The following is a 14,882-nucleotide window of genomic DNA, read 5'->3' as shown; positions in this document are numbered from 1 at the left end:
GCAGAGGGCTTCCGGGCCGGCCGTGGTCCGAGAACCGGAGGCTGCGGGGGGTGCCCCTATCTCCTTCGGGTGTCAAGCGGCGGCGGGTCGGGTGGCTGTGGGCGGGTCGTAGAAGGCGCCGTCGCGGAGCATGGCGAACAGGACGTCGCAGCGTCGGCGGGCGAGGGCGAGTAGGGCTTGGGTGTGGGTCTTGCCTTGGGCGCGTTTGCGGTCGTAGTAGGCCCGGGACCTGGGGTCGCGGAGGGCGGCGAAGGCGGAGAGGAACAGGGCGCGTTTGAGGATCTTGTTGCCGCGCCGGGAGGTGTGCTCGCCGCGGATCGATGACCCAGAGCGCCAGGTCACGGGGGCAAGGCCGGCGTAGGCGGCCAGGTGCCCGGCGGTGGGGAAGGTCTTGCCGACGACCTCGGTCAGCAAGCGGGCCGCTGTCCTGACTCCGACTGCTGGCATCGAGGTCAGGACTGGGGAAAGAGGGTGGGCCTCCACGAGGGCCTCGACCTGTTCGGCGACGTCGTCACGTTGTGCGCGCAGCAGCTCGAGCTGCTTGGCCAGGCGGGGGATGACGGCCCCGGCCGCGTCCGTGCCCGCCACGACGACGGTCTGCTCGCCCAGGGCGGTGAAGACCGTCTCGGCCCACCGCGCCCCAGCCCTGGGGGCGCGCTTGCGCAGACGGTCGGCGACCTGCCTCTTGCCGGCCTTCTGGAGCGCGGCGGGTGTGCCCCAGCGGGCCAGGAGGTCGACCATCGCGGGGTGGTCCAGGTGCGGGCCGACCGCTCGTTCGAGGGCGGGGTGGATCTGGGTGAGCAGCCCGCGGATCCGGTTGGTCACTCTCGTGATCTCGCCGGTCAGGTCGTCGTCGAAGCCGCACAGCATCGTCAGCTCGGCGACCTGCTCGTCGCCGAGGTCGACGCTGCGCAGAGTGTGCGGCATCGTGCGGGCCGTCTCCGCGATGATCAGCGCGTCGCGGGCGTCGGTCTTCGCCTCTCCGGGGTGCAGGTCCGCCACACGCCTCATCGTCAGGCCCGGCAGGTAGCCGACGGTCACACCCTGGGCTTGGGCGACCGCGACGGGCAGCGCGCCGATCGTGGCCGGCTGGTCCACCACGAGGAGGACCCGGCCGCGGTCCATGAGCGGCTCGAGCAGCGCCCGCAGCCTCGCCTCGGAGTTCGGCAGCGGCTTGTCGAACAGCCTCTCGCCCGCCTTGTCGAGGGCGACGGCGTGGTGCTCACCCTTGCCGACGTCCAGGCCAATGAAGACCGCGATGTCGTCGTACCCAACGATCTGCGAGACCACCTGTGCATCCTCCCAGCCGGACCGACACGAGGCGGTGGTCGACCGGCAGGACGTCTCGGCATCCACATTACGAGCGACCTGAGCGGCGCCGACGCGCCCCTCTAGCCTTGCCCCTATCAGCGATGACGACCTGCCAGCCGAGCCCGGTGACAACACCCCCCGGATCATGTCTCGCGACAGGGGGCAGCAATCATGCCGGGCCCGGCGGCCACCACGCGCATCCTCACGCGGCAACCCGGTCAAGAACCGGAGCCTCGCAGGACCCGCCAGGAAGTAATGGGGTGAACTCCTGGTTGATCACCGTCCACCCGGTGTTGGTCAACTTGGCCGGGCAGTAGTCTCGCGCCCGCTGCATGGAGCCGTGCACGTCCCTATGTCTCGGGCCGCCGATGGCCCTGATGTCCGCAAGCATGCGGTCGGCACCGGTACTGAAGTAGTGGTCGTCGTACGGCAGGGTCTCCATCGACAGCTCGGTGAGTTCGGCGGGGGTCCAGTTCACAGTCAGTTCCTCGTTCGCGGTCCGGGTGTGGCCTTGCGGCGGCGGGCGGCGATCTGCCGGGTGCGTACGGGTGGGTCGAGCGGGGCCTCGTCGTCGCCGCGGTCGCGACGATTGTCGCTGCGCAACTGGTCGGCCTCGGCGTGGTTGCCCTCCGCATCCGCGACGTTCGCGAGTGCCTGCCAGGCCTCTTCGCTGTAGGGCGACGCGGTGAGCGCGATCTCCAAGACGCGGCGGGCGAGCGCCGTGTCCGGTTCCGGGCGGGCGAGGGCGTGGGCCTGGACAGTGAGCGCGACGTCGACGATGCCCGCGGCGTCGTACCGGTCGTAGGAGACCTCGGTGTAGTACCAGTGCCAGGCGTTGCCGGGTCGGTCGTCGGTGAGGGGCTGCCCGTGGACGAGGTCGAGCGCCGTGATGAGGTCGTGGATGCCGGCGTCGGCGCCGTCGGTTGCGCCGCGGGCTTGGGCGCGGGCGCGGAGGCGGTCGAAGAGGTCGCGGTCGACGAGGACGTCGACGAGGTGGTAGCCGGGCCAGTCGGCATAGGCGGGGTCGTTGCGGGCGGGGCCCTTGGGAACATGCCGTTTGCCGAAGTGAGTGCGTAGGTGGGTCATGTCGGCGCGGACCCGGGCCAGGCTGCACCCGAACGCTTCGGCGAGCTTGGCCGAGGTGGCGCCCTTGGGGTGGAGCCAGAGGTAGGTGGCGAGTTCGGCGTAGTGGCCGCGGCGTGACGCGACTTCGGCGTCGGGGCCGTGGCCGCGTAGGCCGACCTCGCCGAGGATCGTGACGGTTGGCCACGGGCAGTCCTTGCCGCGTTTCCACATGGCGAGGTCACGGTCGAGGTTCGGGTCGGCATCGAGGACGTCGGATGCGACCTTGTCGGGGATGACTGGGGCGAGGACGGCGACGTCGTCGACAGTGACGGCTGCGCCGTCGGCGTACCGTTCGGCGGGCTCGGGGAGCAGGGTGCCGGGTGCGGGTTCGTTGGTGGCCGGGCGGGGGAGTGTCAAGGTGCCGATGATCGCGCCGGTGGTGTCGGTGAGGCCGGTCCGCGCCGGCGCCGATGTCGTGGGGGTGAGTTGCGCGTGGTGGACCAGGGCCGTGACCGCAGCGGCCTCCTGGGCGGGGAGCCCGACGGCGGTGACGTCGAGGTCGAGTGCCGCATAGCGGAGGCGGCCGCTGACGACTTCGAGCCCAGTACCGGACGGCGTCTCGCCGAGGCGGAGGCAGACGACTCCGGGCCGTGATGCGTGCGCTCGGATGGCGTCACTCAACCGTGCGGCCGACGCGCGGCAGTCATGCGTGTCGACGATGACTGCGCGCAGGATCTCTGGATCCCAGTCCTCGGCGGAGCGTTCACCCTCGACACGGGCGGCGAGGTCTTGGACTTCGGCGTCGTCGGCGTGGTGGGTGATTCTGCCTGGTCCGAAGCCGTCGAGTTCGGGTGCGAACCCGATGACGTCGACCTGCACGGTTCGAGACCACGGGCTGACTGCCAGTTCGGTCGCGACGTTGCGGCCGAATGCTTGGACGGCGTCGATGTCGCCGCTGACCGAGGTGTCGGTGATCTGTTCCAGGTTGAGGAGCCAGAGCGCTCCGTCGTCTGCCTGGCCGACGGAGACGAGCATCGGGTAGGGCGGGACGATGCCCAGGTCGGGGAAGTCGGCGTCGAGCGGGGCACGCCAGGTGGTTCCGGAGCCGACCCATGGGGAGGGCAGGTCGGTCGGGTCGAGGAGGTGGACGCGGACGTGCGTGTCGGTGACGTCGACGGCGTGGACGGGCGGGTACGCGCACGGGTCGAGGTAGGCGGCGGCGAGTGAGGTCAGCGCGAGGTGCACGGTGCGCAGGCTCGCGGAGTTCGGCTGGCCGGTGATGCGGACGGTTTCGGCGACGTCGGCGATCTCGGTGGGCAGCGGTCCGGGCACCTGGCCCGGGACGCGGTGCCGGAGCCCGTTGCGTCGCCGCGACCTGACGGTCAGGAAGAGTCCGGCCGCGAGGATTGTGCCGGGGCCGATGAGTGCGGGAACGAGCCAGGACGGCCTGCCCTCCGGGTCGTCGGACGCCGTCTGAGAAGCGTCGGGTGATGCCTCGTAGAGGCGGCGTGCCTCGGTGGACACCAACGGGGCGGTCGGCGTGTCCGGCCGGGGTTCCTGCACGGATGGGGAGGTCTCGGCCGGTGGGGTGGGCGCCGTCGCCGGGGACTTGCGGGCCGTGTCGGGCGGCGTTGGCGTGGCGGCGGGCTCCACGACCGTGGCGGGCGCGGCCGTGGCTGAGGTCGCGACGTCGGGGGTGACGTCCAGAGTCCAGCCGGGGTAGATGAGGTTCGGGTCTGTCAGGTGCTGCCCGCCTGGCTGGATGATGCTCTTCGACGCTTCGACGATCTGTGGGTACGCGTTCGGGTCGCCGAGTTCGTCTTTCGCGATCTGGGAGAGGGTGTCGCCGGGCTCGACGATGTAGTCGCCCGCGGGCGCCACGGCCGCGGGCGCGGGGAGTTGGAGCACGGTGCCCGCGGCGATCAGGTCGGGCTGGTCGCCGAGCAGGGCCCGGTTCAGTTCGTGGATCTCGGTCCAGCGGTGCGGGTCCCCGAGTTGCTGTTCGGCGATCCGCCACAGGGAGTCGCCGCGCCGCACGGTGTAGCTGGCGGTCGTCGCCGCGGCCGCAGCCGGGGCCGACGACGTAGCCACGGAAGCCGGCACGGGCGCGGGGACGGTGGTCGGTACCGGCGTGGGGTCGAGCGACGCGACGACGGCCGGTGCGGTCGCCTGCGCGGGCGCCCCGAACGCCGTCAGGGTCGGCACCGCCGCGAACGCGAGCGCGGCGACGTCAATCACCCGGCGCGCGACGCCCTGCGAGAGCCCGAACCCGCGCACCCGCGGTACCCGGGCGCCTTGCACCCGCCCGAAGAGGTCGGCGATGAGCCCAACGGTGAGGTACGCCCATCCGGCCCATGCGACGAGGCCGAGCAGGGTCACGAGCAGGGTCCCGTTGTCGGGCAGGGAGAGCCGGTCCCACACGGTTCCCCAGTCGGTGGTCCAGGGCGTCATCCCGGCCTTGACGAGGATCGTGGGCACCCCGACGAGGAACGCGAGCACCGCGGCGACGGCGAGGGTGCCCTGGAGGCGCTGGGTGGTGGGGTTCATTGTTCGGTGCCTCCCAGGGTGCGCACGGTGCGGGCGGTTGCGTCCGCGGTGGCGTCGAGGTGGGTGATCCCGATGATGCCGAGCAGGATCGTGTCGTAGGTGTCCGTGACGGTCACAGTGACCTCGTTCCCGTTCGTGACGGTCACGGTCCCGGTGACCCCGGCCGCGTCCAGGTAGCGGTTCGCTTCTGCCTTGGCGGCGACGACGTCGACGGCGAGAACATCGCCGCGCTGCGCGTGCGCGGCCGAGAGGGCCTGGCCGCCGGCGCGGGCGGCCTGCTGGGCAAGGTCGTGCGCGCGCTGAAGGGTATGGACTTGCCCGCCGAGGTCGACCGCGAGCCCCGCGCACAGGATCAGCGCGAGTGTCGACACGACCGCCCACGCGGAGATCGACCCGCGCTCGGCGGAGCCGCTGCGGCGTAGGGCGTGACGAGGGGAAGGTGTGCGGGTCATCGTTGGGTCCACCGGTCGACGGGGCTGGTGACTGTGGCCGTCACCGCGCGGGTGCCCGGGAGCCCGGGGATGAACGTCAGGTCCGTCAGGGAGACCTGGCAGGTGACGGTGACCGTCACGGTGGAGTCATCACCGACCGGCCCGCCCAGCCCGGTCGAGACGACATCAACCGTGGTGCTCGCGCAGTCGAGCCCCTGCCCGGTCAGGGTGGTGGCCGCGGCCGAGGTGGCGGCGTCGTGTGCCGGGCCGGGTGCTCGTTGCAGGGATGCGGAGCGGGCGGCGTCGGCGGCGGCGGACTCCACGACCTGGTGCGCGATGGTGATGCGTCCGCCGACGACGACGAGGGCGACGAGCAACCCGAACGCCGGGACGACGAGGGACGCCTCGACCGACGCCGACCCCCGCTCCCGACCGCCGCGTGATCTCATGACAGCGCCTCCCGTGGGGCGGTGGCCTGCTGCTGGACCAGGGGCTGCCAGCCGGGCACGAGCGAGAGCGATCGCCCGGTCACAACAACGGTGGCCGACGTCGGAGACAAGGCTGCAGTCGCCCCGGCGTCGGTCATGACGTCGTCACCGCCAGCGAGGTCGACGAACCCCAGGGCGGCAGCCTCGCCGTCGCCCGCGGTGCCGTGCTCGACGGCCGCCGCCTTCGCGCCCTCGGTCGCGGCGGTCATCGCAACGGTGCGAGCGTGGAAGTACAGGGCGCCTTGGACGCCGAGGAACATGAGGACGAGCACGGCGGGGAACACGATCGACATCTCGATCGTGTTCGAGCCGCGCTCCTTGTCGTTCGGGCGGGCGTGGCGGGGCCTACTGGATTCCTGCCGCTTTGCCGGTGACATAGTTCGTGATCGCGTAGACGACGATGCCGGCGATGGCGATGACGCCGAGCGCCCACAGGACGTGCTCGATGGTGACGTTGCCGCGCTCGGGGTCGTCGTCGGCGAACTTCTGGTGCAGGAACGCCTCGATGACTGCGAAGGTGGCGATGAGCTGAGACATGGTCGGGTTCCTTCCTGGTCCTTGCTCAGGTGTGCGTGAACAGCCGCAGGAGTGCGGGTGCGAGGAGCAACGCCATGAAGACGATGCCGGTGATCGACCCGGGGATGGACAGGCGTTCCGAGTCGGTGTTGGCCTGGGCGAGTTCCTCACCCAGGAGTGCGTTGCGCATCAGGTCCGCGCGGGAACGCAGTTGCCCGTAGACGGCGGCGCCCTGCTCGCCGGACAGGCGCATGATGTCGGCGAAGTCGTGCAGTTCGGGCAGGTCGAGCTCGTCGCCGAGGTCGCGCAGCGCGGACCAGGGTGCGACGCCCGACAGGTTCGCGCGGGCGAGTTCCTGATCGAGGTGCTCGAAGACGGGGGTGGTGCCGAGGCGGGCGGCGGCTTCCATGGATTGGCGCACGCCGGATCCGTTGGTGCGTTCGAGGGCGACGAGCTCGATGTACGCGCCGAGCGCCCGACGGAACTCGACGCGCGCCCGCTTGGCCTCGGCGACGGCGTTGTAGTTCGGGATGAAGAACAACACTCCCGCGAGCCCGAGCGAGGCGACGGCGGGCAGGACGAAGGGCAGGTGCCACCCGAGGGCCGAGTAGAGCGCGGTGATCGCGATCGGGCCGGCGAGGCCGACGGCGGCGAACGTGAGCTTCTCCCCGTAGAACCGGCTCAGCGGTTTGCGCAGGAGCGCGAGCTCACGGTGCGGGGTGTGCAACCAGAACCCGGTCGGGAGGGCCGCCATCGCCCATTGCCCGACCCGCTCGGTCGCATCGGCGGCGCGCGTGTCCGTGACCGTGGTGGTGCGGCGAGATGGTGTCAGCCGCGTGAGGGCGTCGCCGAGGTCGACGTGCGCGGGGAGCAGGCGTCCGAGGAGCAGGGCCACCCCCAGGCCGACGCACCCGCCGGCCAGCATCGAGAGCAGCAGTCCGGTGCTCATCGCCGGCTCCCCAGGATTCGGGGTGTCGGCGTGCCGGCGGCGATGCGCTTGAACCACAGCAGGCACAGGACGAAGGCGCCGAGCAGCACGGTGAGGATGACCTGGCCGAGCGGGGTGCGGTACGGGTCCACGTACGTGCCGGACAGGGCGAGGCCGGCCAGGACGGTGATCGTGATGAGGGTGACCCACCGTGCCGTCGAGCGTGGCTTGGCCCGGTCCGCCTCGATCTGGCGGCGGTTGCGGACGTCGTCACCGACTGTCGCGGCCAGGGACTCGAGCACGTCGGACAGGCCGCGGCCGCGGCGCTGGGAGGCCAGGATGAGGTTCATCGCGATGAGGTCACCGGTCGGGTCGTCGAGGTCGTCGGCGAACGCGCGGATCGCGTCCTGCGTGTTCCAGCGGGCGCGCAGCCGGGCCACGAGCCGGGCCACCTCAGGCTGGATCGCTGTCGGCGTGGAGCGGATCGAGGAGGCAAGGGCTTCTTCGAGCCCGACGCCGACGTGCAGGATCCCGGCCAGCGACCGCGTCCAGTCCGCCATCGCTTCGAGCCGCTCGATATTGTGCTTCGGCCCCTGCCCGGACAGCAGCCACGGCAGCCCGACGACGCCGAGTGGCACCGCGAGCAGCAACACGACCAGGCCCGTGACCTGCCAGACGACGACGCCGGCGACGAGCCCGGCCGCGACGCGCAGCCACGCCCGCGGGGTCACCCGCTTGAACCGTGCTGACAGCGCCGACGGCCGGGCCGGGCGCTCCGCGGCGTCGTCGTCCTTGGCGACGATGAACACGACCGCCATGCCGAGCCCGCCGACGACGAGAGCCCCGGCGACCATGTACCCGAACAGGTCGAGCGGCATCAGGCCACCCTCCCGTCCTGGTCGCGCAGGAACCCGTCGAGGTCGAACCCGAACCGGGTCAGGCGCCGGTACTCGTGAGGGAGCACCTTCGGGCGGGCCGGGCCGTTGTCGTCCGGGTTGGCGAGGTAGACGTGCTCGGTCGCGTACCCCTTGGCGTCCTCACCAGGGGTGACCGCGAGGACCTCGGTGACCCGGCGGCGCGGGCGTGGGGAGCCGACCGCCCGGGTGGTGGGGGTGTCGAGGTCGATGTGCACGATCAGATCGATCGTCTGCGCCAGCTTCGCCGTCGCCAGCTGCGGAGAGACGCCGGCCTCCATCGCGCAGGTCACCAGCTTCGAGATCGCCGCCTCGGCACTTGCGGCGTGCGTCGTCGAGATCGACCCCGTCCCGGACTCCATCGTCTTGACCATCGTCCAGACCTCGGCGCCGCGGACCTCACCGACGATCTGCCGCGAGAGGTTCTGCCGGAACGAGTTGTAGAGCAGCTGCGCGAGCCCGTACTCGCCAGCGGGACGTCCGTCCGGGCCGATCTCCCCGGTGCCGGGGCGGGCCTCGTAGTGGCGGACCATGGCGTGCTGGCCGGGCATGGTGTGGAGCATCAGCTCGTACTCGGTCTCGAACGTGCCGATCGCCTCGGAGTACGGGATCTCCGCGCACATCGCCCGCGCCAGCGTCGTCTTGCCCGCACCCTGCGCACCCGTGATGACGACGTTGAGCCGCGCCCCGATCACGGCGCGCAGGAACGAGGCCATGTTCTCGGTGATCTCACCGGCCTCGACCAGGTCTTCAAGGCTGACTGTGACGAGGCGGTGCAGGCGGATGTTGATCTGCGGGCGGGTCGAGACCCACGCCGCCGCCGACAGGCGCGCCCCACCCGGGAGGGTCAGGTCCAGGTTGGGTTGTGCGGGGGAGAACGCGCGCGCGTTGCTGTCACCGTGTGAGGCGAGCATCTGGAGCAGGTCGATCAGCTCCTCGTTCGAGGTCGCCACCGAGGGGCCGTTCTCGTAGGACCCGTCGAGCCGTTGGAGGCGCACGTTGTCGCACCCGTCGATCTCGATGTTCTCGATGTCGTCCCGGTCGACGAGCGGCTGCAGCCTGCCCAGCCCGAAGAGCTGATCCATGACCGCCTTGACGAGTGCCGCCTGCTCCCCGGCCGACCACGCCGCCAACCCGGCGTCGACGCGGTCCGCGTTCGCCGCACCGACCAGGTCGACGACGATCGCCAGCCCACGCTGCCGCTGCGTCGCCCGATCCGAGGCCACGTCGTCGGCACGGGTCGCGGCGGCGATCTGCTCGGACGCCCGCTGGCGCAGCACCCCGACCACCTTCCAGTCGACCTCGACGTCATCCGAACACTGGCCCGGCAGAGTTGGGATCGACGGCTCGGGCAAGGGGTCGTTCGGTGTCGGGAGGCGTCGCGGCTCAGCCGGCCGGTCGGGTGGCGGCGTCGAGAACAGTGGGACCGAAGACAGCGGGCGCTCCTCGCCCTCATCGTCATCGGGCCTGGGGCGCGGTGCGTAGTTCATGGGGTGACCCCTTCCAGCAGTTCGGCGCGCCCCCGCGCGATACGACTGCCGATGGCGTCGACGGCGGCCCGCACGGACCGCCGGTACGGCCCCGATCCCCAGCGGCGGGCCGCGGGCTCGCCGCGGTGGTAGACGGCTGCCGCGTCGGCGTCGTCGGCGATCGTGGCCACCACGGGGAGGCCGAGCGTCGTGGCGACGTCCTTGACCGAGTACGGCTGGCCGGGGCCGACGACGAGCAACCCGGCATCACGCCACGCGAGCGCCCGCTCGGCCAGCGACGCAGCCCACGGGCGCACCGCGGCGAGCGCGACGAGGTTCGCGCGGGTGACGATCAAGGTCAGGTCCGCCAGGGCGAGCAGCGGTTCGGGGGAGCCGCGCATCCCGAGACGGCCGGCGTCGACGATGACGTCCTGGCCCGCCTTGTCGAGATCGTCGAGCGCGTCGGCCAGGCGCCCCCACACCGGTTCCAGGCTCGGCACCTGCGCGGGCGAGCGCGGCCCGGCCACGAACGTGACCGGGGTGCCCTCGACCGGGTCGCCGACCTCCTGCAACGCATCGCCGGGATCGAGCGGGGACAGGGCGAGTTCGACGAGCCCGGCACGGTACTCGCGCACGCCCTTGAACACGCCGGCGAGCATCGCGGACCCGCCCACCGGGTCGGCCTCGACAAGCGTCACCGGGCGGGTCCAGTTCCAGGCGAGGGCCACCGCCGTCGTCGTCACTCCCGGCGACCCGGACACGGAACACAACGCGATCACCGCCATGACGACGTCACCGGTCCCTCGACTCGAGCACGATCGCGAAGTTGCCCGTCGCAACCCGCGAGGCGAGCAACGCCGACTGCGCCTGCGGCACCAGCAGATCCACGACCGTGTTCCCCGTCTCCGGCGCAACCGTCACCCCGGCCACCTCTGCCGACGTCGAGTCCGGTGTCGTCACCGTGTTCGTCGCAGCCGCCGGCGTCACGACGACGGTGACACGGTCGCCGACCTGGAGCGGCATGCCCGGCGCCTGCTTTGCCTCCAACTCGACCCCGACGATGGAGAACCCGTCGGCAGGAACGGGCGAGTCGGTCACCGCGTCCGGCGAGATTGGGGTGCCCGAGGCGACGTCGGCGGCGGCGCGCTGCCCGACGACGTCACCGAGCCGCGCGGCCGGGACCACGGACCAGCCGAGGTCGTCCGGGATCCGGGAGATGGCGACGTCGTCGGACGTGATCACCTGTCCACGCTCGATCGACTGCCGGGCCGCGAGCACCTCGATGGTCGAGTCCTCACGCGTCCACAAAGTCCAGCCGATGACCGCGCCGACGGCCAGCAGCGTCAGCGCGATGATCGTCATCGCGGGACGACGCCGCATCCCTGGCGGTGGAGCCGAACGTTCAGTTGGGGGAGTCGAACCAGCGTTCGACGTGTGCTTGCGAGTGGTGGTCTCGGACATGACGTCCGTCCTTCCCTCTTGCTCGTGACTCCTACGACGTCACGAGCACTTGCGCCTCGCCCACAGCGATCTGCGCGGACCGTTCGAGGTCGTCGACGCGGATCGTGCCGGTCTGGCCTGCACCTGCCCACTCGATGACCCAGTCCGACGACGCGGTCACCGTGAACTTCTCCCCGGGCTGGTTCGCGCTCGAGGTGTTGTAGACATACCCGCAGTCGGGCGACGGTGTGCCCGCGCGGTCATCGGTGAAGGGGGTACCCGCACCGGTACAGGTGACGGTCGAACCGTCACCCATCGACCAAGTGATGCGATGGATCGTCGCCGTCGCCGTGACGGTGATCCCGCCCGCCGACGCCGACCTCGTGATTGGGCCGACCGTCGACGCGGACGGGTTCGCCGCCCACATCCACACCGGCTGCCCGACGATCCCTACGTACCCCGGCCGGGGTTCCGGGACGATGCCGATCTCGATCGCCTGGAGATCCATCTGCTCGATCGCCATCTCCGCCACCGCACGCGGCGTGGGGCCGGCCGCCGCCGGGACCGGAGGGTTCAGCAACCACAGGTAGACGTCAACGTCGATCGGCAGCGGCTGAAAGCACCCGTAGACCGCCCCACCGTCATCAGGGCCATGACCCGCCCACGCCGGGTCACCGGCATCAGGCTGGGGGTCCAACACCCGCACGTAGCACTGCAGCGTGTTCGACCACGCGCCGAGATCACTCGAGCAGGGGACAGGGCCTGCCGGGACGTCCGTGTAGCCGTCCCTCGACGGGTCGAAGAAGCACGGCGAACTCGTGCCAGTGTCCTTCGGGCCGTCGTCCGCGATGGGCGCAGTGGTCGCCTCCGACCCCGGCGCGACGGCCTTGATCACGCACAAGCCCGTCCAGGTGTCGACCGTGCGGCACTCGGGGGCCGCCGCTTGGGCGGAGCCAATGCTCACGGCGAGCGCGAGGAACGCGATGAGCCCCAGGAGGGTCAAGGCGCGTCGCATGGCTCACGCTCAAGAGTCTCGCTAGATGCAACCCGCCAGGACCCGGTCGGATCCGTGGTCCACGCGTAGTTCGACACGAGGTACCGCGTCCACCCCCGCGTGGGGCGGTTCGGTTGCACCACCGAGGTCCCGTCAGGACCGACGACGTCGCCGTCGCTGACGTCGTAGCAGAGTTCGAACGTCACAGTGGGGACGTGGCCGGCGGCAGGGTCCGCGTTGTCGAGCGAGACATCGACGAGGTCCAGCTCGACGATGCGCGTCGCGCCGGTGAGCTTCCACTCCTTCGAGCGCCAGTCCGTGAGGAACCGAGTCTGGGCGTCGAGTTCGATGCTCGTCGCAACGGTGTCGAGCCGGTCCAGCGGCACGTTCGCGTCCGAGCGGAGCTCATCGCTCAGCGCCACGTAGTCGCGCATGGTCTGCTCGGCCTTCGCGGCGGCAACATCCTGGTCCGACGTCGGCGTCGGGGAGGGTGACTCCGACAGCGTGGGAGACGGGGTCAACGCAGGGCGGTTTCAAAGTTGATGTTGGGTGAGGGCGTCGAGTGCGCGTCGGGCGTGGCGGGCGCTGGCGCGTAGTGCTTGGGCGATGTTGTCGGCTCCGTGGGCGCGGTGTCGGGTGATCGCGGTGTTGCGCAGGCAGGCGAGGTTGATGGGTCCGTTGCCGGAGCGGGCGGTGTGGCGGTCCTCGTTGTAGGCGTGGTCGCGGACCCAGTGGACCTGGTTCTCGATGAGCCAGTGCGAACGGACCATCGCGGCGAGGGTGGCGGGGTCGGCGATCTCTGCAGGGAGGCTGGTGAGCAGGTAGGCGTTCTCCCTGGTCCATGCGGTGGGTTTGCCGGGGTGGGGGCGGCGGGTGTGTCGGGCGATCTTGACGACCTGGGCGGTGTCGGCCAGGGCGAGGTCGATGTGCCTGGGTGCTTGCACGACGCGCACGGTGCGGGTCTCGGCGCGCCCGTGGGCCTTGTCCCGGCGGGTGTCCTGGGCGGGGACCTGCGTCCAGGGCAGAGCGGCGACCTTGGCCAGGATGGATGGTTGGTTCGCCTTGACGGGCAGCAGCCACCACCCGCCGGCGGCGCCGATCTGGCGGGCGAGCTTGTGCTGTGTGTGTTTCGCGTCGGCGACGAACGCGACCCCGGCCAGCGATCCCCACCGGTCGGTGAGCCTGGCCATCACGGCGCGCACGGCGCCGATCTCGTCCCCGTCGGGCACGGGTTCGCAGGCCAGGACGGCGCCGCTGGCGTGGTCGAGGACCTCCACGACCTGGTCCTGGGCGATCCTTCCCTCGCCCGTGCGACGGCGCGCGCCCCTCATCGTCTTCCCGTCGGCGCTGATGACCCGCACCACACGCCCCCGACCACCCGGCGCCGAGGGGACCCCCTCGGCGTCAGGCCCGGCGGCGGGCCCGGCAGCAGCGGGGACGGCGCCGGCGGCGCGGACGGGCCCAGTGACGGCCTCGGTGGCGGGCCCGGTGGTGGTGGCGGGTGGGGTGCGGGTCCCGGCCCAGCGGCACAGCGCCTCGTCCAGGGCGGCGGGGTCGATGCTGCACAGCACCCGCCGGAACGTCGCCGCGGACGGAGCGCAGCGCACGATCCCGAACGCCGCCGTCAGCTCGGGGCCGAGGTCGGCGGCGACCTCGGCGATCTCGGCGAACCCGATCGCGCCGCACGCCACGGCCAGCAACGCCAGCCCGAGGACGACGGGCAGACGAAACCGCACCCCACGCCGCCTGCGGGGGTCCGGTACCCCGGCGAAGACGTCCAGCAGTCCCTCGACCTGCCCGCCCAGGACACGCCCGGTCACGGACGACTGGTCGAGCACGGCAAGAACAGGAGAGACTACAGACACGGGCGCGGCGCCTTTCCAGCATCGATGGCAGCGTAGAGAACTCCCATCCTCGCAGGTCACAGGCGTCGCGCCCTACCCATGCCCCGCCCGCCTACCGCCCGACCACCCCACACCGCAAGCCCCCAGCCGGGTGATCAACTATGCAACCGCCCTGGGGGTCAACGGTTCCGTGACCGTCGGAGATAGCGTCGGGTCCGGTGTCGGGGAGTCGCAGGCGGCCATCGCGGCCGCCGTCAGGACGGCCGCGGCAAGAGCTGCAACTACACGACCGCCACGCATACCTCCGCGCCTATCTGTGCGATTCCGTGATTGCCCGTCACGGGTGACGTCACCGTCGTTTCCGGTGTGACGGTTCAAAGAGACCTTCACCAGTTGTGCCACTACGACGCTCCGTCCGCAAACGTTGGGCTTCACGGGCCACGATCCTGTCGGCGCCGCGGCCGCCCTGTCACGTACCAGGTGTCCCGCGTCCGCCGAGCGGTCTACGCTCCCCGCGGTCGTCGACCGCGCCCTCCGCTGCTCCATGACCGAGCGCCGTCCCACCGCGCCTGTCGCTGCCACCGTCGTCACGTCCACCACCCCCTTGGGCACCTCGAGCGCCGCCCTTGGCCGCGCCCTCGACCCGCCACGTACGACTGCCCCATCAGAGCCGCCACACCTCTTGCTCAGCCGGTCACGGTGAACATCGCACAGGGAGTGCGAACCGCGGTCGCGATCGACCGAAGTTGTGGATAACTCCCACGTGTGTCGTCCCCTGTGAGTAACCCTGACCGCCTGTTGCCTTCCGGCGACTACGCTTCGCGGGGGTGGTGATCATCGGCGACGTGTTCCTGGTACGCGTCGACTTCACTTTGGAGGGTGCCCTCGACCCGGTCGGCGTCATTGGGATCCTGGACGGGAACGCGTGCCGCACG

General features: G+C 71.2%; 15 protein-coding genes. All 15 read right to left on the bottom strand.

The features are described 5' to 3' along the window. Positions 1-72: 72 nt before the first annotated feature. The 15 genes from ET471_RS17645 to ET471_RS17575 all read right to left on the bottom strand — a co-directional run bounded on the left by ET471_RS17645 (position 73) and on the right by ET471_RS17575 (position 13,968). Positions 73-1,278, bottom strand: a complete 1,206-nt coding sequence (locus tag ET471_RS17645) for an IS110 family RNA-guided transposase (protein ID WP_129190590.1) — start codon at positions 1,276-1,278, stop codon at positions 73-75. Between the two features lie 235 nt (positions 1,279-1,513). Next, the gene (locus ET471_RS17640) at positions 1,514-1,789 is read right to left on the bottom strand and encodes a hypothetical protein (protein ID WP_129190511.1); all 276 of its coding nucleotides are present in this window, start codon (positions 1,787-1,789) and stop codon (positions 1,514-1,516) included. 2 nt (positions 1,790-1,791) lie between these two features. Next, the gene (locus tag ET471_RS17635) at positions 1,792-4,923 is read right to left on the bottom strand and encodes a LysM peptidoglycan-binding domain-containing protein (RefSeq protein WP_129190509.1); all 3,132 of its coding nucleotides are present in this window, start codon (positions 4,921-4,923) and stop codon (positions 1,792-1,794) included. Next, positions 4,920-5,375, bottom strand: a complete 456-nt coding sequence (locus ET471_RS17630) for a pilus assembly protein TadG-related protein (RefSeq protein WP_129190507.1) — start codon at positions 5,373-5,375, stop codon at positions 4,920-4,922. The genes ET471_RS17635 and ET471_RS17630 overlap by 4 nt, the downstream gene beginning before the upstream one ends. Next, positions 5,372-5,803 (bottom strand): TadE family protein, encoded by a 432-nt coding sequence (locus ET471_RS17625; protein WP_129190505.1) that lies wholly within the window; start codon positions 5,801-5,803, stop codon positions 5,372-5,374. The genes ET471_RS17630 and ET471_RS17625 overlap by 4 nt, the downstream gene beginning before the upstream one ends. Beyond that, positions 5,800-6,219, bottom strand: a complete 420-nt coding sequence (locus ET471_RS17620; protein ID WP_129190503.1) for a TadE family protein — start codon at positions 6,217-6,219, stop codon at positions 5,800-5,802. Before ET471_RS17620 ends, ET471_RS17625 begins: the two co-directional genes overlap by 4 nt. Beyond that, entirely contained in the window at positions 6,188-6,379 is a 192-nt protein-coding gene (locus ET471_RS17615) for a hypothetical protein (RefSeq protein WP_129190501.1), read from the bottom strand. The genes ET471_RS17620 and ET471_RS17615 overlap by 32 nt, the downstream gene beginning before the upstream one ends. 25 nt (positions 6,380-6,404) lie before the next feature. After that, positions 6,405-7,307 (bottom strand): type II secretion system F family protein, encoded by a 903-nt coding sequence (locus ET471_RS17610; RefSeq protein WP_129190499.1) that lies wholly within the window; start codon positions 7,305-7,307, stop codon positions 6,405-6,407. Beyond that, on the bottom strand, positions 7,304-8,164 hold the full coding sequence (locus tag ET471_RS17605; RefSeq protein WP_129190497.1) for a type II secretion system F family protein: 861 nt from the start codon (positions 8,162-8,164) through the stop codon (positions 7,304-7,306). Before ET471_RS17605 ends, ET471_RS17610 begins: the two co-directional genes overlap by 4 nt. Then, positions 8,164-9,555 carry a TadA family conjugal transfer-associated ATPase gene (locus ET471_RS17600; protein WP_242496349.1) on the bottom strand — a complete coding sequence of 464 codons (1,392 nt, stop codon included), beginning with the start codon at positions 9,553-9,555 and terminating at the stop codon, positions 8,164-8,166. The genes ET471_RS17605 and ET471_RS17600 overlap by 1 nt, the downstream gene beginning before the upstream one ends. 131 nt (positions 9,556-9,686) lie before the next feature. Further along, a complete protein-coding gene (locus ET471_RS17595) occupies positions 9,687-10,454 on the bottom strand; it encodes a CpaE/TadZ family protein (RefSeq protein WP_129190493.1) in 768 nt (255 codons plus the stop codon). A 7-nt stretch (positions 10,455-10,461) separates the two neighbouring features. After that, entirely contained in the window at positions 10,462-11,031 is a 570-nt protein-coding gene (locus ET471_RS17590) for an SAF domain-containing protein (protein ID WP_165350532.1), read from the bottom strand. 130 nt (positions 11,032-11,161) lie between these two features. Beyond that, a complete protein-coding gene (locus ET471_RS17585) occupies positions 11,162-12,124 on the bottom strand; it encodes a hypothetical protein (RefSeq protein WP_129190489.1) in 963 nt (320 codons plus the stop codon). Then, positions 12,109-12,537 (bottom strand): hypothetical protein, encoded by a 429-nt coding sequence (locus ET471_RS17580; protein ID WP_129190487.1) that lies wholly within the window; start codon positions 12,535-12,537, stop codon positions 12,109-12,111. Before ET471_RS17580 ends, ET471_RS17585 begins: the two co-directional genes overlap by 16 nt. A 99-nt stretch (positions 12,538-12,636) precedes the next feature. After that, a complete protein-coding gene (locus ET471_RS17575; protein WP_165350531.1) occupies positions 12,637-13,968 on the bottom strand; it encodes an ISAs1 family transposase in 1,332 nt (443 codons plus the stop codon). Positions 13,969-14,882: the final 914 nt, after the last annotated feature.

The sequence above is a fragment of the Xylanimonas protaetiae genome, from assembly GCF_004135385.1.
GTDB classification, from domain to species: domain Bacteria; phylum Actinomycetota; class Actinomycetes; order Actinomycetales; family Cellulomonadaceae; genus Xylanimonas; species Xylanimonas protaetiae.
This window is presented reverse-complemented; position numbering and strand designations above follow the sequence as displayed.